16 protein-coding genes are annotated in these 17,400 nt (G+C 47.0%); all 16 read right to left on the bottom strand.

Features of this window, described 5'->3' with window-relative positions:
- Positions 1-382: 382 nt before the first annotated feature.
- The 16 genes from PSI15_RS05655 to paaE all read right to left on the bottom strand — a co-directional run bounded on the left by PSI15_RS05655 (position 383) and on the right by paaE (position 17,399).
- Positions 383-1,234: a hypothetical protein gene (locus PSI15_RS05655; RefSeq protein WP_273582680.1), complete on the bottom strand. Its 852-nt coding sequence runs from the start codon at positions 1,232-1,234 to the stop codon at positions 383-385.
- 216 nt (positions 1,235-1,450) lie between these two features.
- A complete protein-coding gene (locus PSI15_RS05650) occupies positions 1,451-2,419 on the bottom strand; it encodes a hypothetical protein (protein ID WP_273582679.1) in 969 nt (322 codons plus the stop codon).
- A gap of 98 nt (positions 2,420-2,517) precedes the next feature.
- Positions 2,518-3,489 (bottom strand): hypothetical protein, encoded by a 972-nt coding sequence (locus PSI15_RS05645; protein ID WP_273582678.1) that lies wholly within the window; start codon positions 3,487-3,489, stop codon positions 2,518-2,520.
- Positions 3,410-4,993: a hypothetical protein gene (locus PSI15_RS05640; protein WP_273582677.1), complete on the bottom strand. Its 1,584-nt coding sequence runs from the start codon at positions 4,991-4,993 to the stop codon at positions 3,410-3,412. The genes PSI15_RS05645 and PSI15_RS05640 overlap by 80 nt, the downstream gene beginning before the upstream one ends.
- Positions 4,994-5,003: 10 nt before the next feature.
- Positions 5,004-5,273, bottom strand: a complete 270-nt coding sequence (locus tag PSI15_RS05635) for a type VI secretion system PAAR protein (protein ID WP_273582676.1) — start codon at positions 5,271-5,273, stop codon at positions 5,004-5,006.
- A gap of 17 nt (positions 5,274-5,290) precedes the next feature.
- Positions 5,291-6,121, bottom strand: a complete 831-nt coding sequence (locus PSI15_RS05630; protein ID WP_273582675.1) for a DUF4123 domain-containing protein — start codon at positions 6,119-6,121, stop codon at positions 5,291-5,293.
- Complete coding sequence (tssI, locus tag PSI15_RS05625; RefSeq protein WP_273582674.1) at positions 6,118-8,130, bottom strand: type VI secretion system Vgr family protein; 2,013 nt, start codon at positions 8,128-8,130, stop codon at positions 6,118-6,120. The genes PSI15_RS05630 and tssI overlap by 4 nt, the downstream gene beginning before the upstream one ends.
- A gap of 348 nt (positions 8,131-8,478) precedes the next feature.
- Complete coding sequence (locus tag PSI15_RS05620; RefSeq protein WP_273582673.1) at positions 8,479-8,859, bottom strand: dihydrofolate reductase family protein; 381 nt, start codon at positions 8,857-8,859, stop codon at positions 8,479-8,481.
- A gap of 51 nt (positions 8,860-8,910) precedes the next feature.
- Positions 8,911-9,858, bottom strand: a complete 948-nt coding sequence (paaX, locus tag PSI15_RS05615) for a phenylacetic acid degradation operon negative regulatory protein PaaX (RefSeq protein WP_273582672.1) — start codon at positions 9,856-9,858, stop codon at positions 8,911-8,913.
- An 88-nt stretch (positions 9,859-9,946) separates the two neighbouring features.
- Positions 9,947-11,275: a phenylacetate--CoA ligase PaaK gene (gene paaK, locus PSI15_RS05610; RefSeq protein WP_273582671.1), complete on the bottom strand. Its 1,329-nt coding sequence runs from the start codon at positions 11,273-11,275 to the stop codon at positions 9,947-9,949.
- 118 nt (positions 11,276-11,393) lie between these two features.
- Positions 11,394-12,608 (bottom strand): 3-oxoadipyl-CoA thiolase, encoded by a 1,215-nt coding sequence (gene pcaF, locus PSI15_RS05605; protein WP_273582670.1) that lies wholly within the window; start codon positions 12,606-12,608, stop codon positions 11,394-11,396.
- Positions 12,605-13,066, bottom strand: coding sequence for a hydroxyphenylacetyl-CoA thioesterase PaaI (paaI, locus tag PSI15_RS05600; RefSeq protein WP_273582669.1), 462 nt, complete (start codon positions 13,064-13,066; stop codon positions 12,605-12,607). Before paaI ends, pcaF begins: the two co-directional genes overlap by 4 nt.
- On the bottom strand, positions 13,056-14,699 hold the full coding sequence (locus tag PSI15_RS05595) for a 3-hydroxyacyl-CoA dehydrogenase (RefSeq protein WP_273582668.1): 1,644 nt from the start codon (positions 14,697-14,699) through the stop codon (positions 13,056-13,058). Before PSI15_RS05595 ends, paaI begins: the two co-directional genes overlap by 11 nt.
- A 2-nt stretch (positions 14,700-14,701) precedes the next feature.
- Complete coding sequence (paaG, locus tag PSI15_RS05590; RefSeq protein WP_273582667.1) at positions 14,702-15,499, bottom strand: 2-(1,2-epoxy-1,2-dihydrophenyl)acetyl-CoA isomerase PaaG; 798 nt, start codon at positions 15,497-15,499, stop codon at positions 14,702-14,704.
- A gap of 3 nt (positions 15,500-15,502) precedes the next feature.
- The gene (gene paaF, locus PSI15_RS05585; RefSeq protein WP_273582666.1) at positions 15,503-16,276 is read right to left on the bottom strand and encodes a 2,3-dehydroadipyl-CoA hydratase PaaF; all 774 of its coding nucleotides are present in this window, start codon (positions 16,274-16,276) and stop codon (positions 15,503-15,505) included.
- Between the two features lie 19 nt (positions 16,277-16,295).
- On the bottom strand, positions 16,296-17,399 hold the full coding sequence (gene paaE / locus PSI15_RS05580; protein ID WP_273582665.1) for a 1,2-phenylacetyl-CoA epoxidase subunit PaaE: 1,104 nt from the start codon (positions 17,397-17,399) through the stop codon (positions 16,296-16,298).
- Position 17,400 lies beyond the last annotated feature (1 nt).

The raw sequence follows: 17,400 nt of genomic DNA, 5'->3' as shown, positions 1-17,400 counted from the left end.
ACTCAATCCTAGACAGATTTTTATATTTTGAATATGAAAAGATGTTTTGTTTGAGTTTTAGATCACATTTTAGGCCATTGATTTGAAATTAAAGGATTTTTTACATTTGTGATACTTATTATTATTGGGGACTTAGTTGCGTTGGTGATTAATGGGTACGGGTTATAAATTCATCCATCACTTGGTAAAGCGAAGAAAGGTTTGCGTTCTATCGAGCGGCGGTTTGGGTGAGTGGTTTTTAGTTTGATTTTTGAGCGTTATTTCGTCGCTTCATATTGAACTTGTTTGAAATTCCACCTATTAATCGGGTTTGCCAATATTATTTAAAGGATAAGCCAAGGTTAAAGTTATTTTTTTAACCTTGACTGTAACTTGATAGTTATTATCTGGCAATAACAACCTTGCCATTAATAATGGATAAATAAGGGCTATAGGTGGCTGTTTTTCCAGTTTTTTTGTTATCGAATAAAATGGGGGAGCGGCCATGTGCACCAGCTTCTAAGCGAAATAGACGACCATTCTTATAACTGACCAGTTTGAACTTTTTCCATTCTGGTATTGTTCTAACTGTAAATTTATTGCTATCTATTTTATCTTCAAATCTCATTGAGTCGAAAAATACTCTGGGGTTACTGTTATCAGCCATTGCCCATTCTTCCCAAGCTGGTTTACTCATTTGCCATATTTTATCTAAGTCCTTATGTGAAAAAGTATTGATAACTTCTTGATAGAATAATTTGATTGCAGGTGTATCATTTTCTGATACAGGGCGTGCACTTGTCCACTTCCAATCGGGTAATCCATTTATATAGAATGTTTTTTGTGCTTTAAATAAGCCTTTTTCTGCTGGAATTGAGGACATTCCTGAGAAATCAAACTCTGGCTTTCCTTCAGTTTTTTGGTTGATTGATTCTGATGTTATTGTATTACCATTTTTATCAACAGTTAGTTTTATATGACTGATTAATTTACTATTACCCGTAGCTGAAACCTTCTTTAAGGTTGCCTCACACCAAGATTGAGGATCAAATTTATTTGACTCTAGTTCAGAAGATAGATCACTAAAAAGTAACTCCATAGTATTGGAACCATTTTCCAAAAAGGCGGATGAATTTAAACCGCTGGATTGAGTTCCATTATGGGATTTTATATTATCCATCGCAGGCATGCTATTGGTTCTTACGAAACAAAGGCTTTTATAGGAATTCAGTGAAAGTAAATATTTATAGTCCATGTTTGTTTTCCCTGATGCCGAGGTAGTAAATATCATAGATAGACATAATAAAAAACCAACCCAAAGAAACCTGATAGTATGATTTGTTTTTATACTGTGATTTTCAAAATATCTATTCATTTTTTACTTCTCCATTTTATTTCTATATCATCAGGGGGGTGATGTTTGGCTAATCAAGTTGTTTAAGGAAATAGCCTAATTAGCCAACTCAATTAATTATCTTGCTATAACAACCTTGCCATCAATAATGGACAGATATGGGTCATATGTATAAATATACTCAGTTCCATTCTTATCCATTATTATTGGAGAGCGGCCGAAATTCCCTTTTTCTAAACGAAATAGCCGCCCTTCTTTATACTTGACTAATCTGTAATCTTGCCATTTAGGAAACAGTCTTGGGGTATATATCTTGCTATCAGTCAATCTTTCAAAATTCATTGAATCAAAAAATACTCTGGGATTGCTATTATCCGCCATTGCCCATTCTTCCCATGCTGGTTGACTTATTTTCCATAATTTATCGAGATCCTTATGTGCAAGAGTATTGAGAATTTCTTGATAGAAATTTTTAATTTCAGGGAGGTCATTTTCTGTCACCGGACGCGCTTTCGTCCACATCCAGTCGGGTAATCCATTCAGGTTAAATGATTTTCTTGCCTTGTAAAAGCCTTCATCACCAGGAGTGGTTGCCATCCCCGTGAATGCAAACTCTGATCCTGTTCTTTCTATTTGATTAAGTGACTCTGATGTTAGGGGGTTGCCCTCCTTATCGACAGTCAATTTGATATGACTGATTATTTCCTCGTCACCGAAAGCGGATACTTTTTTTAATGTGGTTTCACACCGGGCGTTGGGATCAAATTTATTTGATTTTTCAGATGTTCTATCCTTAAAAAGTAATTCTATGGTATTCTTACCATTTTCCAGAAAAGCAGTTGCATTTAGACCACTGGATTGAACACCATGTGTACCCGCACCGCGATTATCCATAGCCGGCATACCATTTACGCTTAAATAGCAAAAACTCTTACTTGTGTTCATTGAGAGTAAATATTTATAGTCCATTTTAGATTTCCCTAATGCATTATTTGATAAAGTACATGCAAAAAATAAAACACTAACCCAAAGAAACTTGATAGTATGATTTGTTTTTATACTGTGCTTTTCAAAGTATCTATTCATTTTTTATTTCTCCATTTTATTTCTATATCATCAGGAGACTTTGATATTTGGCCAATCAGATTATTTAATAACAGAACCTAATTAGCCAACTCAGTTAATTACCTTGCTATAACAATTTTTCCGTTAATAATGGATAAATAAGGACTATAAGTAGTATCTCCTCCGTTTTTCTTGTTGTGAAAAATAATGGGTGAAGAGCCTCTCACACCTTTTTCAAGACGGAATAATCGGCCATTTTTATAACTAACCAATTTATATTTATCCCAATCAGGTTCTTTAATAACAGAATTACCACTTATGTCTTCTTCAAAACCCATAGAATCAAAAAATATTTTAGCGCTACTATTATCTGCTATAGCCCACTCTTCCCAAGCTGGTTGGCTCATTTTCCATATTTTATCCAAATTACGGCTAGAAAAAGTATTACTGATTTCCTGATATATTGCTTTTATAGAGGGTAAGTCATTCTCAGTAACAGGTGTAGCCTTTGTCCACATCCAATTTGGTAAGTTATTTACTGAAAACGTTTTTTGAGCTACGAATATGTTTTTTTCTCCTTTCTTCATTGAAATATTTGCGTAATCAAATTTCTCATTTGAATTTATTGAGTTTTTAGTTACGACATTTCCATTATCATCCACATTTAATTTTATATTACTAATCATTTCTCCTTTTTCATCATGTGAAGAAAGTTTTCTGATTGTTGCTTCACACCATGATTCTGGATGAAATTTATCTGTATGTCTATCAGCGGGTATACGCCCCATTAGTAATTCCAAAGTATTATAACCATTTTCCAAAAATGCGGATATATTATAACCACTGGATTCTGTACCGGTTCGTGAAGATGTATTTTCTAGCATTAACATCCCATTTACCTTTAGAACACACAGGCTACGCTGTGTATTAAATGAGACGAGATATTTATGTTCCATGTTTGATTTACCTGATGCTGTTTTTATTGTCATTAGAAATAAAAAAAATAATAAACTATTCCAAAGAGATCCTGTAAGTTGATTTTTCTTTTGGCAGTGGTTCTTGAAATATCCAGTCTTTTTCAATTGGTTCATCTTCATTTCCTATAGGTACTTCCCATTCATCATCATCTTTTCCTGGTTTAATGCTTGCCCCATATTTCACACTCGCCGATGCCTTAATCCCATCATGATAAAATACTAACTCCATGCTCTTTTCTGTCGACTCTAGAGCGACATTGACTTTAGCTGAAATTTGTGCAGATGCATCAAAATACCCATAAACAGCATAATAACGCACACCACCGCGAATATTCGTTTCAGCCCTAATACCAAATCCGGCTTCTAATACGGTGTCTTTTTTAAAAGACCACTCTCCTTTATCGTCAGACTCCCAACCAAACATAACGCTCAGGTCACCGCTGAGAATCAGATCCAACTGCACACCATAAAATGCACCATTCTTATCTTTTTTGACCTCTTGCTCGAAGGTTTCTCCTGCTTCGCGTATATCAGCAACAATTTTATCGAGTTTAAAATAGGCTGCAAATATTTGCAGAACATCAGCTCGTAGCTCTAAGCCTATTAATGGTGTAGCAGTAATATCAGCATTAAATTTATAGAAGAGTTTATATTTATCGCTATGTGAAAGTTCATAGCTTCCACGAATGTTAATTGCAGGATAGATAAGATCTAAGTTAACCACCCGAAACTTACTTTGATCATGTCCAAATGCAAGCATGCTATTAATTTTGCCGATGCCATCAATGGCGCTATCTATTGGACCTAATTTCTTTGTGCCTTTTTTGAACTCAAACTCAAGCTCTTTTGACCAGCTACGGGTTTCTGCCCCTTTTTCGGCCGTAATTTCCCCCGTAATCGTTAATGAATTACGAACCTCATAAGGATTGGTGTTTCTGCGCCATCCATGTGACCCTCTATGCCGCAGTCCGTTCTGTTTATTAACCTCTTTTTGCTGTTGCCTCCTTTGTTCGTCGGTAAATTTTTCAATTTCTTCTGCTGCCCCGAGAGTAACGTTAATTTCCTGTTTTTCATTAAGATATAAATGAATGTTTGTGCCTAAGATGGTCTTATTTCCCAAAGTCATTCTTCGAATACTTTCAGGTATATTGATGGTTTTATCGACTAAGGGCTTTCCGGCACATTCATCCACCCGAACATAATAACTTTCCTTTTCTGTATGCGAGTAAAAATCCCTTTCGAGAAAACGACGTAAAAGAACGATAGGGCTATTATCAATAACAGAAAAAGCGTCAGTTTTCTTTGAGTAGATTAAGTTCCCTGTATACGATTTTTTGGGGGAAAATTGTGCAATTGGCTGATTTTTTTCATCGAATAAGTTTCCGATTGGGCAATCTGAATTATTGGATATGCAGCCTTTGCTGACAGAATTTAATGTGACAGGGACTTGCGATACCTTATCTTTCTCCGGCTTATCAATAACATAATCAAGCTGATATGGAAATAAGAACTGCTGATAACTCATCGTCTTATCACCCAAGGTAATATCAATCCGATGAGTACAATCATCCGGATTATCACAACCACATATTGCTGAACCCGCTTTTGTTGACGTCATTTTTATCTCCTTAACCAATATTGACGCTGCCGCCACCGATCACCACGCCACCGCAATCAACCGCATCACCGGTTCTGGCGGCGGGTTTTCCCTCGATAAACACGGAGCCGGAGCCGCCTGCTATCGATCTTGAGTGTGATGAATGAGGGGCGAGTGCATCGCCCTGCCTTGCCAGATAAGCGCCGTCAACCTTAACCGTGCTGGCACCGCTAATCACGGGGGTGGCTGAACAATTCCCATGTTCTGTACCGATATCACCAATTTTGACTGCATTTCCCATGCTGTTTTCTCCGTTTTTTAAAGGGGAACTTGCCCCAGTTCCTGAATGAGCAAACTTTCTGCCCGCATATGCCCTGACTGGTTGTATTCGGTCAGGCGGGAATAGATGGCCGCCGGCAGGTCATCAATAGAAAAGTAGTGCCGCGTGATAAAGAGCTGGAGTAATCCGCGCACGTTGCGATCATCCGTAATATCAATTTGATTGAACCACTCAAAAAAATGCCGGGCGCATTCCACGGTATCGATATGAGGAATAAAATCAAAAGGCGCTTTTTCCAGCCAGTCAGGGATCAGGTTGGCTAATTTCTCAATATAACGCTCAGTAAAAAGTGACTGGATTTGATCTAATTGAACCTGCAAAATGGCAAGCATTTTACGCTTGCTGGTTGCACCGATAGGAAAAGGTTCTCTCATCTTGGCAAAGTTATCTGTGCGCTCTGTTTCAAGATAGAGTGTGGTGATACGCGTAATCGGCCCCAAAAAGCAATGCACTTCCCAATCACTTAGCACGCCGAGAAAATCCCAGATATTGCGCGGATCATAAAAGCGAAAAAATACCGGCTTTTCCTGCTGAGGAAGCAGCACTTGCAGGTATTTCCTTAAATGCTGGCGCAGGGTTTTCATATCTGCTGCACTGTGGACGAAAATTCCCCACGGTGTTTTGCGGCATTCCAGCCAGATTTTGACTTTCTCATCCACCTGTACCAGATAAGGCGCTATTTTAACCAGTTCTGGCTGGAGCGGTTCGCCATACAGGCAGGCAGAAGGAGGATCATAACGCTCCAGCGTCAAAAACAGATCCGCTTCTGCTGCACCATCAATAATGGCGTAAAGTATTTCCTGACTCATTCCTGTTTCTCCTCCTCTTTCATTGGGCAGTGAGCGACAAACATCGAACCTTCGCTTGCCGCCGCAAGCAGGATGGCAGGATTAGCGGGTGCCAGTAAATCACCGGGGCTGCCGCCAGAATTGAGGTTGATGGCGGCACCTTTGATATCAATACCGCCTGCGTGCAGTACGATAAAATTCCCGCCGACGCCCAGCGTAATTTTACTGCCACTTTGCAGCGTGATATCACCTTGGGCATCCACACTGATCACCCCCTGAATTTTCTCAATCAGGTCGCCTTTGACGTGCAGTGATCGATCACCGTCTATCTGCTCAAGATAGTTGCCCGTGGTTTTATGATCTTGTTGCCCTTCTACGGTGACTTTACGGTTATTGGCGATGACCAGTTCATCGTCATGACCGATACTGGTGGTGCGGTCATAGTTAATGCGTTCCCCACGTGAATTGCGTACCTGAATGGACAGATTCTTTTGGGCGTGGATAAAAATCTCTTCGCGATCTTTTTCATCTTCAAAGCGCAACTCGTTAAATCCTTCTCCTTTGTGGGTCTTGGAGCGGATCGACATTTGCGTTTTTGCCATTGGCAGGCGATTGGGGGGAATGTTGAGCGCGTGGTAAGCGCGCCCGACAATAATGGGTTGGTCAGGATCACCGTGGACAAAATCCACCAATACTTCGTGACCAATACGGGGAATGGCAATCATGCCCATCAGTTGCCCGGCCCAGGCCTGGCTGACCCTGACCCAGCAAGAGCTACGGTCATCAAATTCGCCGTATCTGTCCCAGTCAAACTGAATACGGACACGCCCATATTCGTCGCAAAAGATTTCTTCCCCTTCCGGCCCGACCACTGTTGCGATATGCGGGCCTTCCATCTTAGGCTTAGGATAGGGAGAAGGGCGATAAGAGGTTTTCCGGCTGGTGAAGGTAAATTGATTGGACAGCCACGTACCGCTATCGCCGGACTGGGTTGCGTCCGCCTGTGATTGTCGTCCTGAATGGGTGATTTGGATAAGCTGCCACTGATCGTTAAAGGCGTCTCTGGGATGGTCAGTCAGAACAAACAACTGCCCCGGCCACATAGCGAAGCAATCGCCCTGACCGCTGCCACGCTGGGTATCCCGCCGCAGGTATTCCAGACGGTATTGGCTCGCCCGTTGCCCTAAATCATCATCTTTAAAACGGCTGGGGAAATCGTAATAGTGATAGCTGGTCAGCCGTCGCTGATGTTGCAGATTACGGCCTTCATACCAAAATTCCCGATTCCAGCGTGGATTCTTGAAGGTGCGGTCTTTGGTCGTAATACTGGCAACGCCGACTTTTTCCGACCATTGGAACTGACGAATGCAGGTTGTTTCACCCGTTGTATCGGTTTCAGGGCGGTAGGGAACGGTAATCACTTGATTCAGGGACAGGCAGGAGTCATGAAAGACAATGCGTTGCTCATGTTGATCCTGATCGAAAACAAAGTAGTAAAAAAAACCTTCATCAGCCAGCAAGCGCTGGATAAAGGCCAGATCACTTTCATCGTATTGAACGCAAAACTCCCGTGGTGGATGTTTGTAGCCGAATGCAAAGAAAAAACGACTGATGCCGTTTTCCTTGAGCAGCGTCTCTACAATATCCATAACCGATTGATTTTGGAAAATTCGGCTATTGACCCGTAAGGAGGCACGCCATAACGGCGGCTGAATAGTCATATGATAGTGGCTACAGTGACGTCCCGTGGAAAGCAGGGAAAACTGTGTCACCATTCCGGTGACTTGCCGCTCAATTTGCCCATTGCGATGCACGGCAAAAGCGGCATCCCGGTCGAGGACATCGGCAAAGTCAATCTCAGGAGTTTGACAGGTTAGCGTGGCTTCCAACCGAAAGGGGGATGACAGCGATTCGGTAAGGGAAAAATCCACGACAGCAAAGGTTTGTTCAGGTAAGTTTTCGGTAATAAGTGTAAAGACCAGACCTGAACGATCAAACAATTGATTGATGGTATTCATTACCCTGTTCATTCGTTTCCTTCCTGTGTTCTGGCTAAACGACGAATATATCGGCTAGCAAGGGTGGTATAACGATAATAAGTTAATAATTAAAGAAATTTAATAATTTTAGCGCGATATTTAAACAACTTCTATATGTAAGACCGTTAATTGAAGAAAGTTGTTTATTTCACCGTTTTATTTTTTATATATCTTGTTATTTAAATTTTTATTCTGTCGGAAATGAAATAATATCGCGACCGGATAATATTCCCGTACTGGATGCGAAATAATTAATGCGTTACAAGATTGATAAATATTTGCGTTCCAACCCGCAGACGGTTATCGCCAAAAAATAAGGATTGGAATACAGGTGGTTATCTATTTCGTTACTGTAATATCCATGATGGTTTCAATTGCACCATTGCGTAAACATCGCTGCTTATTCGGCGTTACATAAACCGTTTGACTCACGGGCAGGACAGGAAGGCCAGAGCCTAAAACTACCTGAATGGTGGTAATAAACAGTTGTTGTAACTCTCCTGCATCGGCAAAACTGGCGGCAGTTTTGCCTCCTCCAATCACCCAAACATCTTTTCCTTTGGCTGCGGCATTTTTTATTATCCACTCATAGGTGCCAGCTCCCATAATTGTGACACCGATATTCTGATAAAACGCATTATAAGGCGTGGCATCATCACCGGGTGGACAATCATATAACCAATCTAATTCATGGTTTTCAGTCGCAATATAACCATCCATTGTGGCGGCGACATAATAGATGAGCTTCGATATGGTTTTTCCTCTCGAAATCTACTGGGAATAGATGTTCATTTCACTGTGTAAACCACCAAAACGTCGATAATACGCCGCAGTGGGCTGAGGTAATTGACCAATGGTGGTTTCGCAACATTCACTGACATAGCGTGTCGCGGCAAGGTCAATACGCTGATAAATATTGATACACAAATTACGGGCAATCTGCCCTTCCCATTGTGCGGGTAGCAGGGCATTCGGCAGCAGGGGATCACGCAGGACGATGCGGCGGTAAAAGTGGATGAGTAACAGGCGTAGCTGGAAACAGCGCTCTGGTGTCAGGTCGCCTTCATGGCAATCCCGCAGCAGTGCCATCAACGGGCGGAAGAAAACGATAAATTCGTGATAGTGCTGTGATACCTGTTCCAGTGACCAATTGACAGAGACAAGTTCTTTCAGGCTCTGTTCCGAACGCGGGTAAGGATAATCAGCCCGGAAATAGATGACTGAATCGCTGGCATTGAGTTCCCCCAATAGCGTGGGAATGTCTCTTTGCGGACTGCCTGGGGCGGCCATCAGGCTACTGTTAAATTGGGCGAACCCAAGCCAGCCTAGCGCTTTTTTCAGGCGGGTACGCGCGTTCTTAGCGACGCCTTCCAGGAGGAGTAGATCCCATTTGCCATCCCATTCCGGTTGCTCACTGAGATAGATTTTGTCCTCTGCATGACGAAACTGATTTATGCCCCGTTCGGCGATATGGTAATAACTGCGTCGCCCCAATTTTTCCACAGTAAGCCATCCCTCTTTTTGCAGCCTGAATACGGATGTCCTCACGAAACGGTCACTAAACCCCATCGGTTCCAGCAAGCGACTTAAGCTGCCGAGCCAGACTTCACCGCCACGGTGGCTGAGTGCATCGCCGTATAAGGAGATGATCAGCGATGTCCCGCTGATGGGCTGTGCATTGAGGGCGTGCCGAATAAAGTCGTCAAGTTTGTGTGCCATAGTTTCTGTAATTTGCTCATAAAGTGTGTCATGACATTAGCATAACGGTATAAATGGGCTTAATCGATACACTTAGAAAAAACAAAGGCTATTCGCGTGGCCGATTATCAATCACCCGCACCGCTTTCCCTTCTGAACGGGGAATCTCTCCGCGGTTGACAAGGCTGACGTCGGTATTGAGTCCTGTCATGGATTTAATGTTATGGCGCAACTGCTGACAGATGTCGCTGCGTTGTTGATGGTTCAACCGGTCGGGTTCTTTCAGTTCGACCTTGATGGATAATTGATCATAATTGCCGACACGGTTTATTTCTAATTGATAGTGCGGTGATAGCGCTTTGATGCGCATGATCTGTTCTTCTACCTGTGATGGAAATAGGTTGATGCCACGGATAATCAGCATGTCATCGGAACGTCCAGTGATCCGGGCTATGCGGCGCATATTATGTACCGTACCGGGCAATAAGCGGGTCAGATCGCGGGTGCGGTAACGGATTATCGGCATGGCTTCTTTGGTCAGCGTCGTGAGAACCAGTTCTCCCGTTTCGCCATCCGCCAGATTACTCAGGTGGTCAGGATGAATCACTTCAGGGTAGAAATGATCTTCCCAAATCGTAGAGCCGTCAGCGTGTTCCTGTGATTCCATCGCAACGCCCGGCCCGATGACTTCGGACAGGCCGTAGATATCCAGCGCCTTGATGCCCATACGTGTTTCAATTTCAGTACGCAGAGCGGTTGTCCAGGGTTCTGCGCCAAAGATACCCACCCGTAAGGAGCATGGGCTGGCATCTCCACCCATTTGTCGCTCCAGCTCATCCAGTAAGGTCAGACAGTAAGAGGGTGTCATCATGATAACATCAGGCTTGAAATCCATAATCAGTTGCGCCTGTCTTACGGTGTTACCACTGGACACCGGAATGACTGTCGCTCCCAGTCGTTCGGCACCATAGTGTGCGCCTAAGCCCCCCGTGAACAATCCGTAACCGTAGGCGATGTGAACTTTGTCTTTGGCACTGGCACCGGCACAGCGCAGGCAACGGGCGATGATGTTCGCCCAATTGTCGATATCCCGTTGGGTATAACCGACGACAGTCGGTTTTCCTGTGGTGCCGGATGAGGCGTGAATGCGTACTACTTGCTCCATCGGGACGGCGAAGGTGCCAAAAGGATAATGTTCCCGCAGATCTTGTTTGGTGGTGTAAGGAAATTGGCTGATGTCATCGAGTTGCCTGAAATCACTCGGATGGATACCCGCCGCATCAAACTTGTGGCGGTACATGGGGACGTTATTGTAAGCGTGGTTGAGAGTCCATTTTATTTGTTGAAGTTGCCATGCCTGAAGCTCATCACGTGAAGCAAACTCAATGGAATCAGGGTGTTCAGAGGATTTTTTTAGATTTTGTACGCGGTTGCTCATCGTTTCCTGTCCTTTTGTTGATTTGTTTGTAACAGGTGGCTTTTGTCGTTATGTGCACGTCGTTGTCGGTCGTCATAGGTCGTTATTGCCGGTGTTGGTGAAGTCAGATCAGTGCGTATCAGTTAATGCGTTCAATAATCATGGCAATGCCTTGCCCTACGCCAATACACATGGTGCACAAGGCGTAGCGTCCGGCGCGGCGCTCCAGTTCAAGGGTGGCGGTCAGTGCGAGGCGGGCGCCGCTCATCCCCAGAGGATGCCCCAAGGCAATTGCGCCTCCGTTCGGGTTGACGTGTTCGGCATCATCCGGCAGTCCCAGTTGGCGCATGACCGCCAGTGACTGCGCGGCGAATGCCTCGTTCAGCTCAATAATATCCATTTGGTTTAGGGTTAAGCCGGTGAGTTCCAGCACCTTGCGGGTCGCAGGCAGTGGCCCGATCCCCATGATGCGTGGTTCTACGCCACAGGTTGCGGTTGCGACGATGCGTGCCCGTGGTGTCAGCCCTTGGCGTACTACCGCCGTTTCTGAGGCGATAATCAGTGCCGCCGCGCCATCGTTGACGCCGGAAGCATTGCCGGCGGTAATGGTGCCGCCCTCTCGGAATGGGGTTTTGAGTTGTTGCAGTTGTGCGAGCGTTGTTTCTGGCCGGGGATGTTCATCCTGTGAGATGACCGTAGCTACGCTGTTTTTGTTGATTGATGGCAGAGTCACAGGGAGGATTTCCTCGGCTAGTCTACCGCGCTGTTGGGCGCTGGTGGCACGCAGCTGGCTGCGCAGGGCGAAGGCATCCTGGTCATCACGGCTAATTTGAAACCTGGCAGCGACGTTTTCTGCTGTTTCTGGCATGGAGTCTGTGCCGAATTGCTGCTGTATCAACGGGTTAATAAATCGCCAGCCCAGCGTGGTATCAAAGATCTCAGCCTGTCGGCTGAATGCACTGTCTGCTTTGCTCATCACAAAAGGGGCACGGGTCATGGATTCAACGCCACCGGCCAAAATCAATTGGGCATCGCCGGATTTAATGCTGCGCGCGGCGAAAGCCAGTGCATCCAAACCGGAGCCGCACAACCGGTTGATGGTGGTGCCGGAGACCGAATCGGGTAATCCCGCCAGCAATACGGCCATGCGTGCGACGTTGCGGTTATCTTCCCCGGCCTGATTGGCGCAGCCGAGGATCACGTCATCAATTTGCGCCGAATCCAGTGCCGGATAACGCGCCATCAATGCCCGCAGCGGCAAGGCGGCCAGATCGTCAGCCCGCAGGCCGGCCAGCGCCCCGCCATAACGCCCGATAGGGGTGCGTATCCCATCACAGATAAATGCGTGGCTCATGATTGTGCTCCCTTGGTCAAAATAGGCTGACTGAGGCGATGGGAATGGCCGCGAAAAAAAGCCACCGGCTTGCCGTTTTGATTGGTGATTTCCACATCGTACAAGCCCGTGGTTTTCCCCTGATACTGCACGGAAGCGGTAGCCGTAAGGTGATCGCCCGCTAAGGCCGGACGAATAAAATCAATGCTGCCACTGGACGCGACGGCGGCCAGCCCCTCGCTGTTGCAGGCGTAGGCAAACGCGGTATCCGCCAGGCTGAACAGAATGCCACCGTGACAACTTTGATGGCCATTGAGCATGTTGGGCATGATCTGCATGCTGAGCTGGGCGAATCCGACATCGATACGCTCGATGTGCATTCCCATCTCTTGAGCGCAGGCATCTTGGGCATACATGGCTTCAATATGGCGGCGAGCCCGTTGACTTGCCGTGTTATCGTTATTATCGCTATCTTGCATGGTCGCTCCCTTTCTGGTGTTTTTGGGTCTGCTGGTGGAGGCGTTGGGTATGTCCCGCCGCGAGCTGGCGCAGCAAGGGCGCAGGGCGGTAACGAGGCTCACCGTAGAATTTTTGTAAGTTTTCCAGTGTGGTAAGAATGTGCTTCCAGCCCAATTGTTTTCCCCATGCCAGTGGGCCGATGGGATAGTTCATACCGTAGCGCATCGCCAGATCGATATCTTCGGCACTGGCAATGCCTTTGTTGACGGCATCCAGCGCTTCATTGCACAGCATGGCGACAGTACGCATTGTTAACAGGGCGGGGTAATCCGGCAGGAGGATCACTTGCTTGCCGAGGGATTGCAGGAAACTGATCACCTTTGCTGTCTGTTGGGGCGTATTCTGGCAGGCGGCACTGAGCGTGATGATGGAAGCCGATTGATGATTGGCAGAAAGATCAAACTGCATCACGGGTGATCTGACTTCATCCGCAATTTGGGAACAACTTCTCCCTTTGGTCAGTGTCAATTGAATGTCATCAATCTGCAACGTCGGGGAGTGGAATCGGTCATTTTGGCTTTCTTCGAAAGTGATCCCATATTGCTGCTGCAACTCAGGTTGTTGTAACAGGGCAACGAAGTGCGGCAAGACTGTCCAATGGCCGGTCGCCTTGATCCGCATGGGCTGCTTTTGTGCTTTGCTTTCTTTGACATCGGCTTTGGCATGAAAATGTTTCAGTGCTATTTGGGGTTGCCGCTGAGTCTCTTTTTTTCCTTTGTTGCCTTTTATGTCATAGCGGTAAAAACCACGGCCGCGTTTTCGTCCGAGATGATTGGCCTCCACCAGTTCTTTCTGCCGCAGTGAAGGCTGGAAGCGGGGATCGCAATAGAAAGCATGGAACAGGGATTCCGTGACGGTGTAATTAACGTCATGGCCTATCAAATCCATCAGTTGTAATGGTCCCATCGCGAACCCCCCGGATTCTTTGAGAACAGCATCCAGCGTAGCGGGAGCGGCAATCTGCTCTTCCAGTGCGCGCAGGGCTTCAGCATAGAATGGGCGGGCGATACGGTTGACGATAAACCCGGGTGTAGAACGGCAAATCACGGGCTGTTTTTGCCAGTCGGCCATGAGGGTAGTAAGCGTCGCCACGGTTTGCAGCGAGGTTTCCAGCCCCTGCACAATTTCCACCAGCTTCATCAGTGGGGCGGGGTTGAAAAAGTGTAGCCCTGCCATGCGCTGTGGTGCCGACAGAACACCGGCAATGGCGGTAATCGATAATGATGAGGTGTTGCTGGTAAACAGGGTTTGATGTGAACAGATAGCTTCCAGTTGTTGGAAAAGATGCTGTTTGGCGTCCAATTGTTCGACAATCGCTTCAATGACCAGATCACTCGGTGCCAGTGCATGTAACGAATTCACCGGTGTGATGCGCCGTAACAGGGCTTTTGTTGCACTGGCGTCTGCTTTGCCTGCTTCCACGCGGTGATGCAGTCGGTCGCGCAAATTATCCAGTGCCTGATCTGCCGCCTCGCGATTGGCATCAAACAGCAGGATGGAATGTCCTGCTTGCGCGGCGACCTGAGCAATGCCGATACCCATTGTGCCCGCCCCAATGACGGCGATGGGGCCGTGGAGGTGAGGCGTGTTCATGATCATTTCCCCTTGAACGTTGGCTGGCGTTTTTCAATGAACGCATTCACCCCTTCGCGGAAATCTTCGCTATGCCCGCACAGCTGTTGTAAATCACGTTCGAGATTAAGCTGTTGTTCCAGTGAATGCGTTGCCGCAGCATAAGTGGCTTGCTTGATGCAGCCAAGAGCGATGGTCGGTTGGGTGGCAAGGTGTTGTGCCAGTTGCCGGCTTTTATCTTCCAACTCTTCCGGCTCAACGACCTGCCAGATCATCCCCCAGTCCAGTGCCTGTTCGGCGCTGATTTTGTCGCTCAGGAGCGCCATTCCCATTGCCCGTGCGTGCCCAATCTTATGAGGCAGGAACCAGCTACCGCCAGAATCGGGCATCAGGCCAATGCGACAGAAAGCTTGAATAAAGCTGGCTGTACGGGAGGCGATGACAATGTCACAGGCCAGAGCAAGGGAGACACCGGCACCGGCGGCTACGCCGTTGACGGCGCAGATAATGGGCTTAGGTAAGGAAGTCATGCGCCGGATGAGCGGATTGTAGTAGCGTTCAATGGATTGGCTGAGATCGGGGATACCCCCATCCGAAATGATAGCATTGCGATCATTTAAATCTTGTCCGGCACAGAAGCCGCGTCCGGCGCCGGTGAGCAGGACACCGCGTACTGATTCATCCTGTTCGGCAATGTTCATGGCCTGACTTAATTGTTGATGCAGTTCCTCGTTAAAGCTATTGAGGCATTCTGGACGGTTGAGAGTAATGCTCAGGACACCTGCTGTAATATCAGTGAGTACCATTGACATGTTTTCCATCGGTCAGAACCCTTTGAATGTTGGTTTACGTTTTTCCAGAAAAGCGGTGATGCCTTCCTGACGATCGGTTGTGCCCGCGAGGGCAACAAAATGTTGGCGTTCGGTGAGTAGCCCTTGTGACAGGCTGGTTTCGTGTGCGGTTTTGAGGGCAGCTTTGGCCGCCCGCAGTGCCAGAGGGGAAAATTCACTGATGCGTTGGGCAATCTGTTCTGCACGTTCTAATGTCAGGGCATCAGGGCACACTTCGCTGACCAGCCCCGCCTCTTGGGCCAGTTGAGCCTGGATAGCCTCGCCAGTCAGTACCATCTGGTAAGCCAGTGCCTTACCGACGCTGCGAATGAGGCGCTGCGTTCCCCCCGCCCCCGGTATCAGCCCCAGAGTGATTTCTGGCAGGCCAAAGCGGGCGTTTTCGCCACAAATCACCAGATCACACGCCAACGCCAGTTCGCAGCCAGCGCCCAGTGCGTAGCCATTGACGGCGGCAATCAGCGGTTTGCTGATATTGTTTAAGCGTTGCCAGAGCTGGGGACGGCGATCCGTCATGGTGGTTGCAACGCTTTGTTGTTGCAGTTCTCTCAGATCGGCACCTGCCGCAAAACAGTGTGATGATCCCGTGATAACAATGGCGCCTGTTTCGTTATCCGCCTCCGTGTGTTCCAATTGCTGCACGAGTTGTTCCAGGCAGTCATTGCTGAGGGCATTGCGGACTTCTGGCCGGTTTAGGGTTAATGTACGTACTCTTTGCTGCTGGTGGCATAAAATCCATTCCTGATTCATGGTGGCTCCTCACTTTTGACTAGACATCGAAATCCACAATGACGCCATCACCTTTCGGCCATGACTGGCAACTTAAGATATAGCCAGCCGCCAATTGTTCTGGCTCAAGGCTGTAGTTCACTCTCATGTTCACTTCGCCGGATTTAAGTTGGCATTTACAGGTTGCGCATACTCCTCCTTTGCAGGCGTAGGGCAAGTCTGCCCCCTGGCGCAGTGCGGCATCAAGAATGCTGTCGTCGTCAGCGTGCATGACAATGTTGAGGGTGCGGCCATCCAGATGGATCTCAACGCAGGTTTCACTGCGTCCTGCAAGATTGGCAGGAGGGGAACCCATCGCGGTTTTTTGGGCTTGTTCGGTATTGAAACGTTCACTATGAATGTGTCCGGCAGGTATTCCCGCCAGCTCCAGCGCAGAATGGGCATGGTCTAACATGGCTTCTGGCCCACAAAGAAAAGCCTGATCAAATTGGGCAAAATTGAGCAAGGTTTTGCCGATGCGGTTCAGGTGTTCCGTATCAATGCGTCCGTTAAACAGCGGGCTGTCGGTGGCTTCCTGACTGAATAGGTACAGCACCTGAAAACGGCACAGGTAGCGATTTTTGAGATCGGCCAGCGCTTCTTTGAACATCACGGAGCGGCTGGTGCGATTGCCATAAATCAGGGTAAAAGTGCTATCGGGTTTCAGTGCCAGCGTACTTTTGATGATTGATAAAATAGGGGTGATACCCGAACCGGCGGCGACAGCCAGATAATGCCCCGGTTGGCCTGTGTTGGGGGGATGGCTATGGGGGTGATGGCCGAAACTGCCCTGTGGCGGCATGACGTCCAGCTCATCCCCGACTTTGAGTTGCTGGTTGATAAAGGTTGAAAAACGGCCCTGAGAGATAGCCTTGACGCCAATTTGTAATACGCCCTCCAGCGGTGAGCTACAGATGGAGTAGCAACGGCGTAGTTCTTCGTTATTGACGGTCGCCTTGAGTGTCAGGTGTTGGCCGGCGTGGTAGCAGAAATGGTTTTTCAACGCATCGGGAACATACAGGGTGACGGTCACGGCATCCGGTGTTTCTCGTTCGATGGCAGCAATCGTTAATCGATGAAATCTGTGTCTATGAAAAACAGACATT

The sequence above is a fragment of the Xenorhabdus sp. PR6a genome, assembly GCF_028599065.1.
GTDB classification, from domain to species: Bacteria; Pseudomonadota; Gammaproteobacteria; order Enterobacterales; family Enterobacteriaceae; genus Xenorhabdus; species Xenorhabdus doucetiae.
The sequence above is the reverse complement of the archived record's forward strand: the minus strand, read 5'-3'. Positions and strand labels throughout refer to the sequence as shown.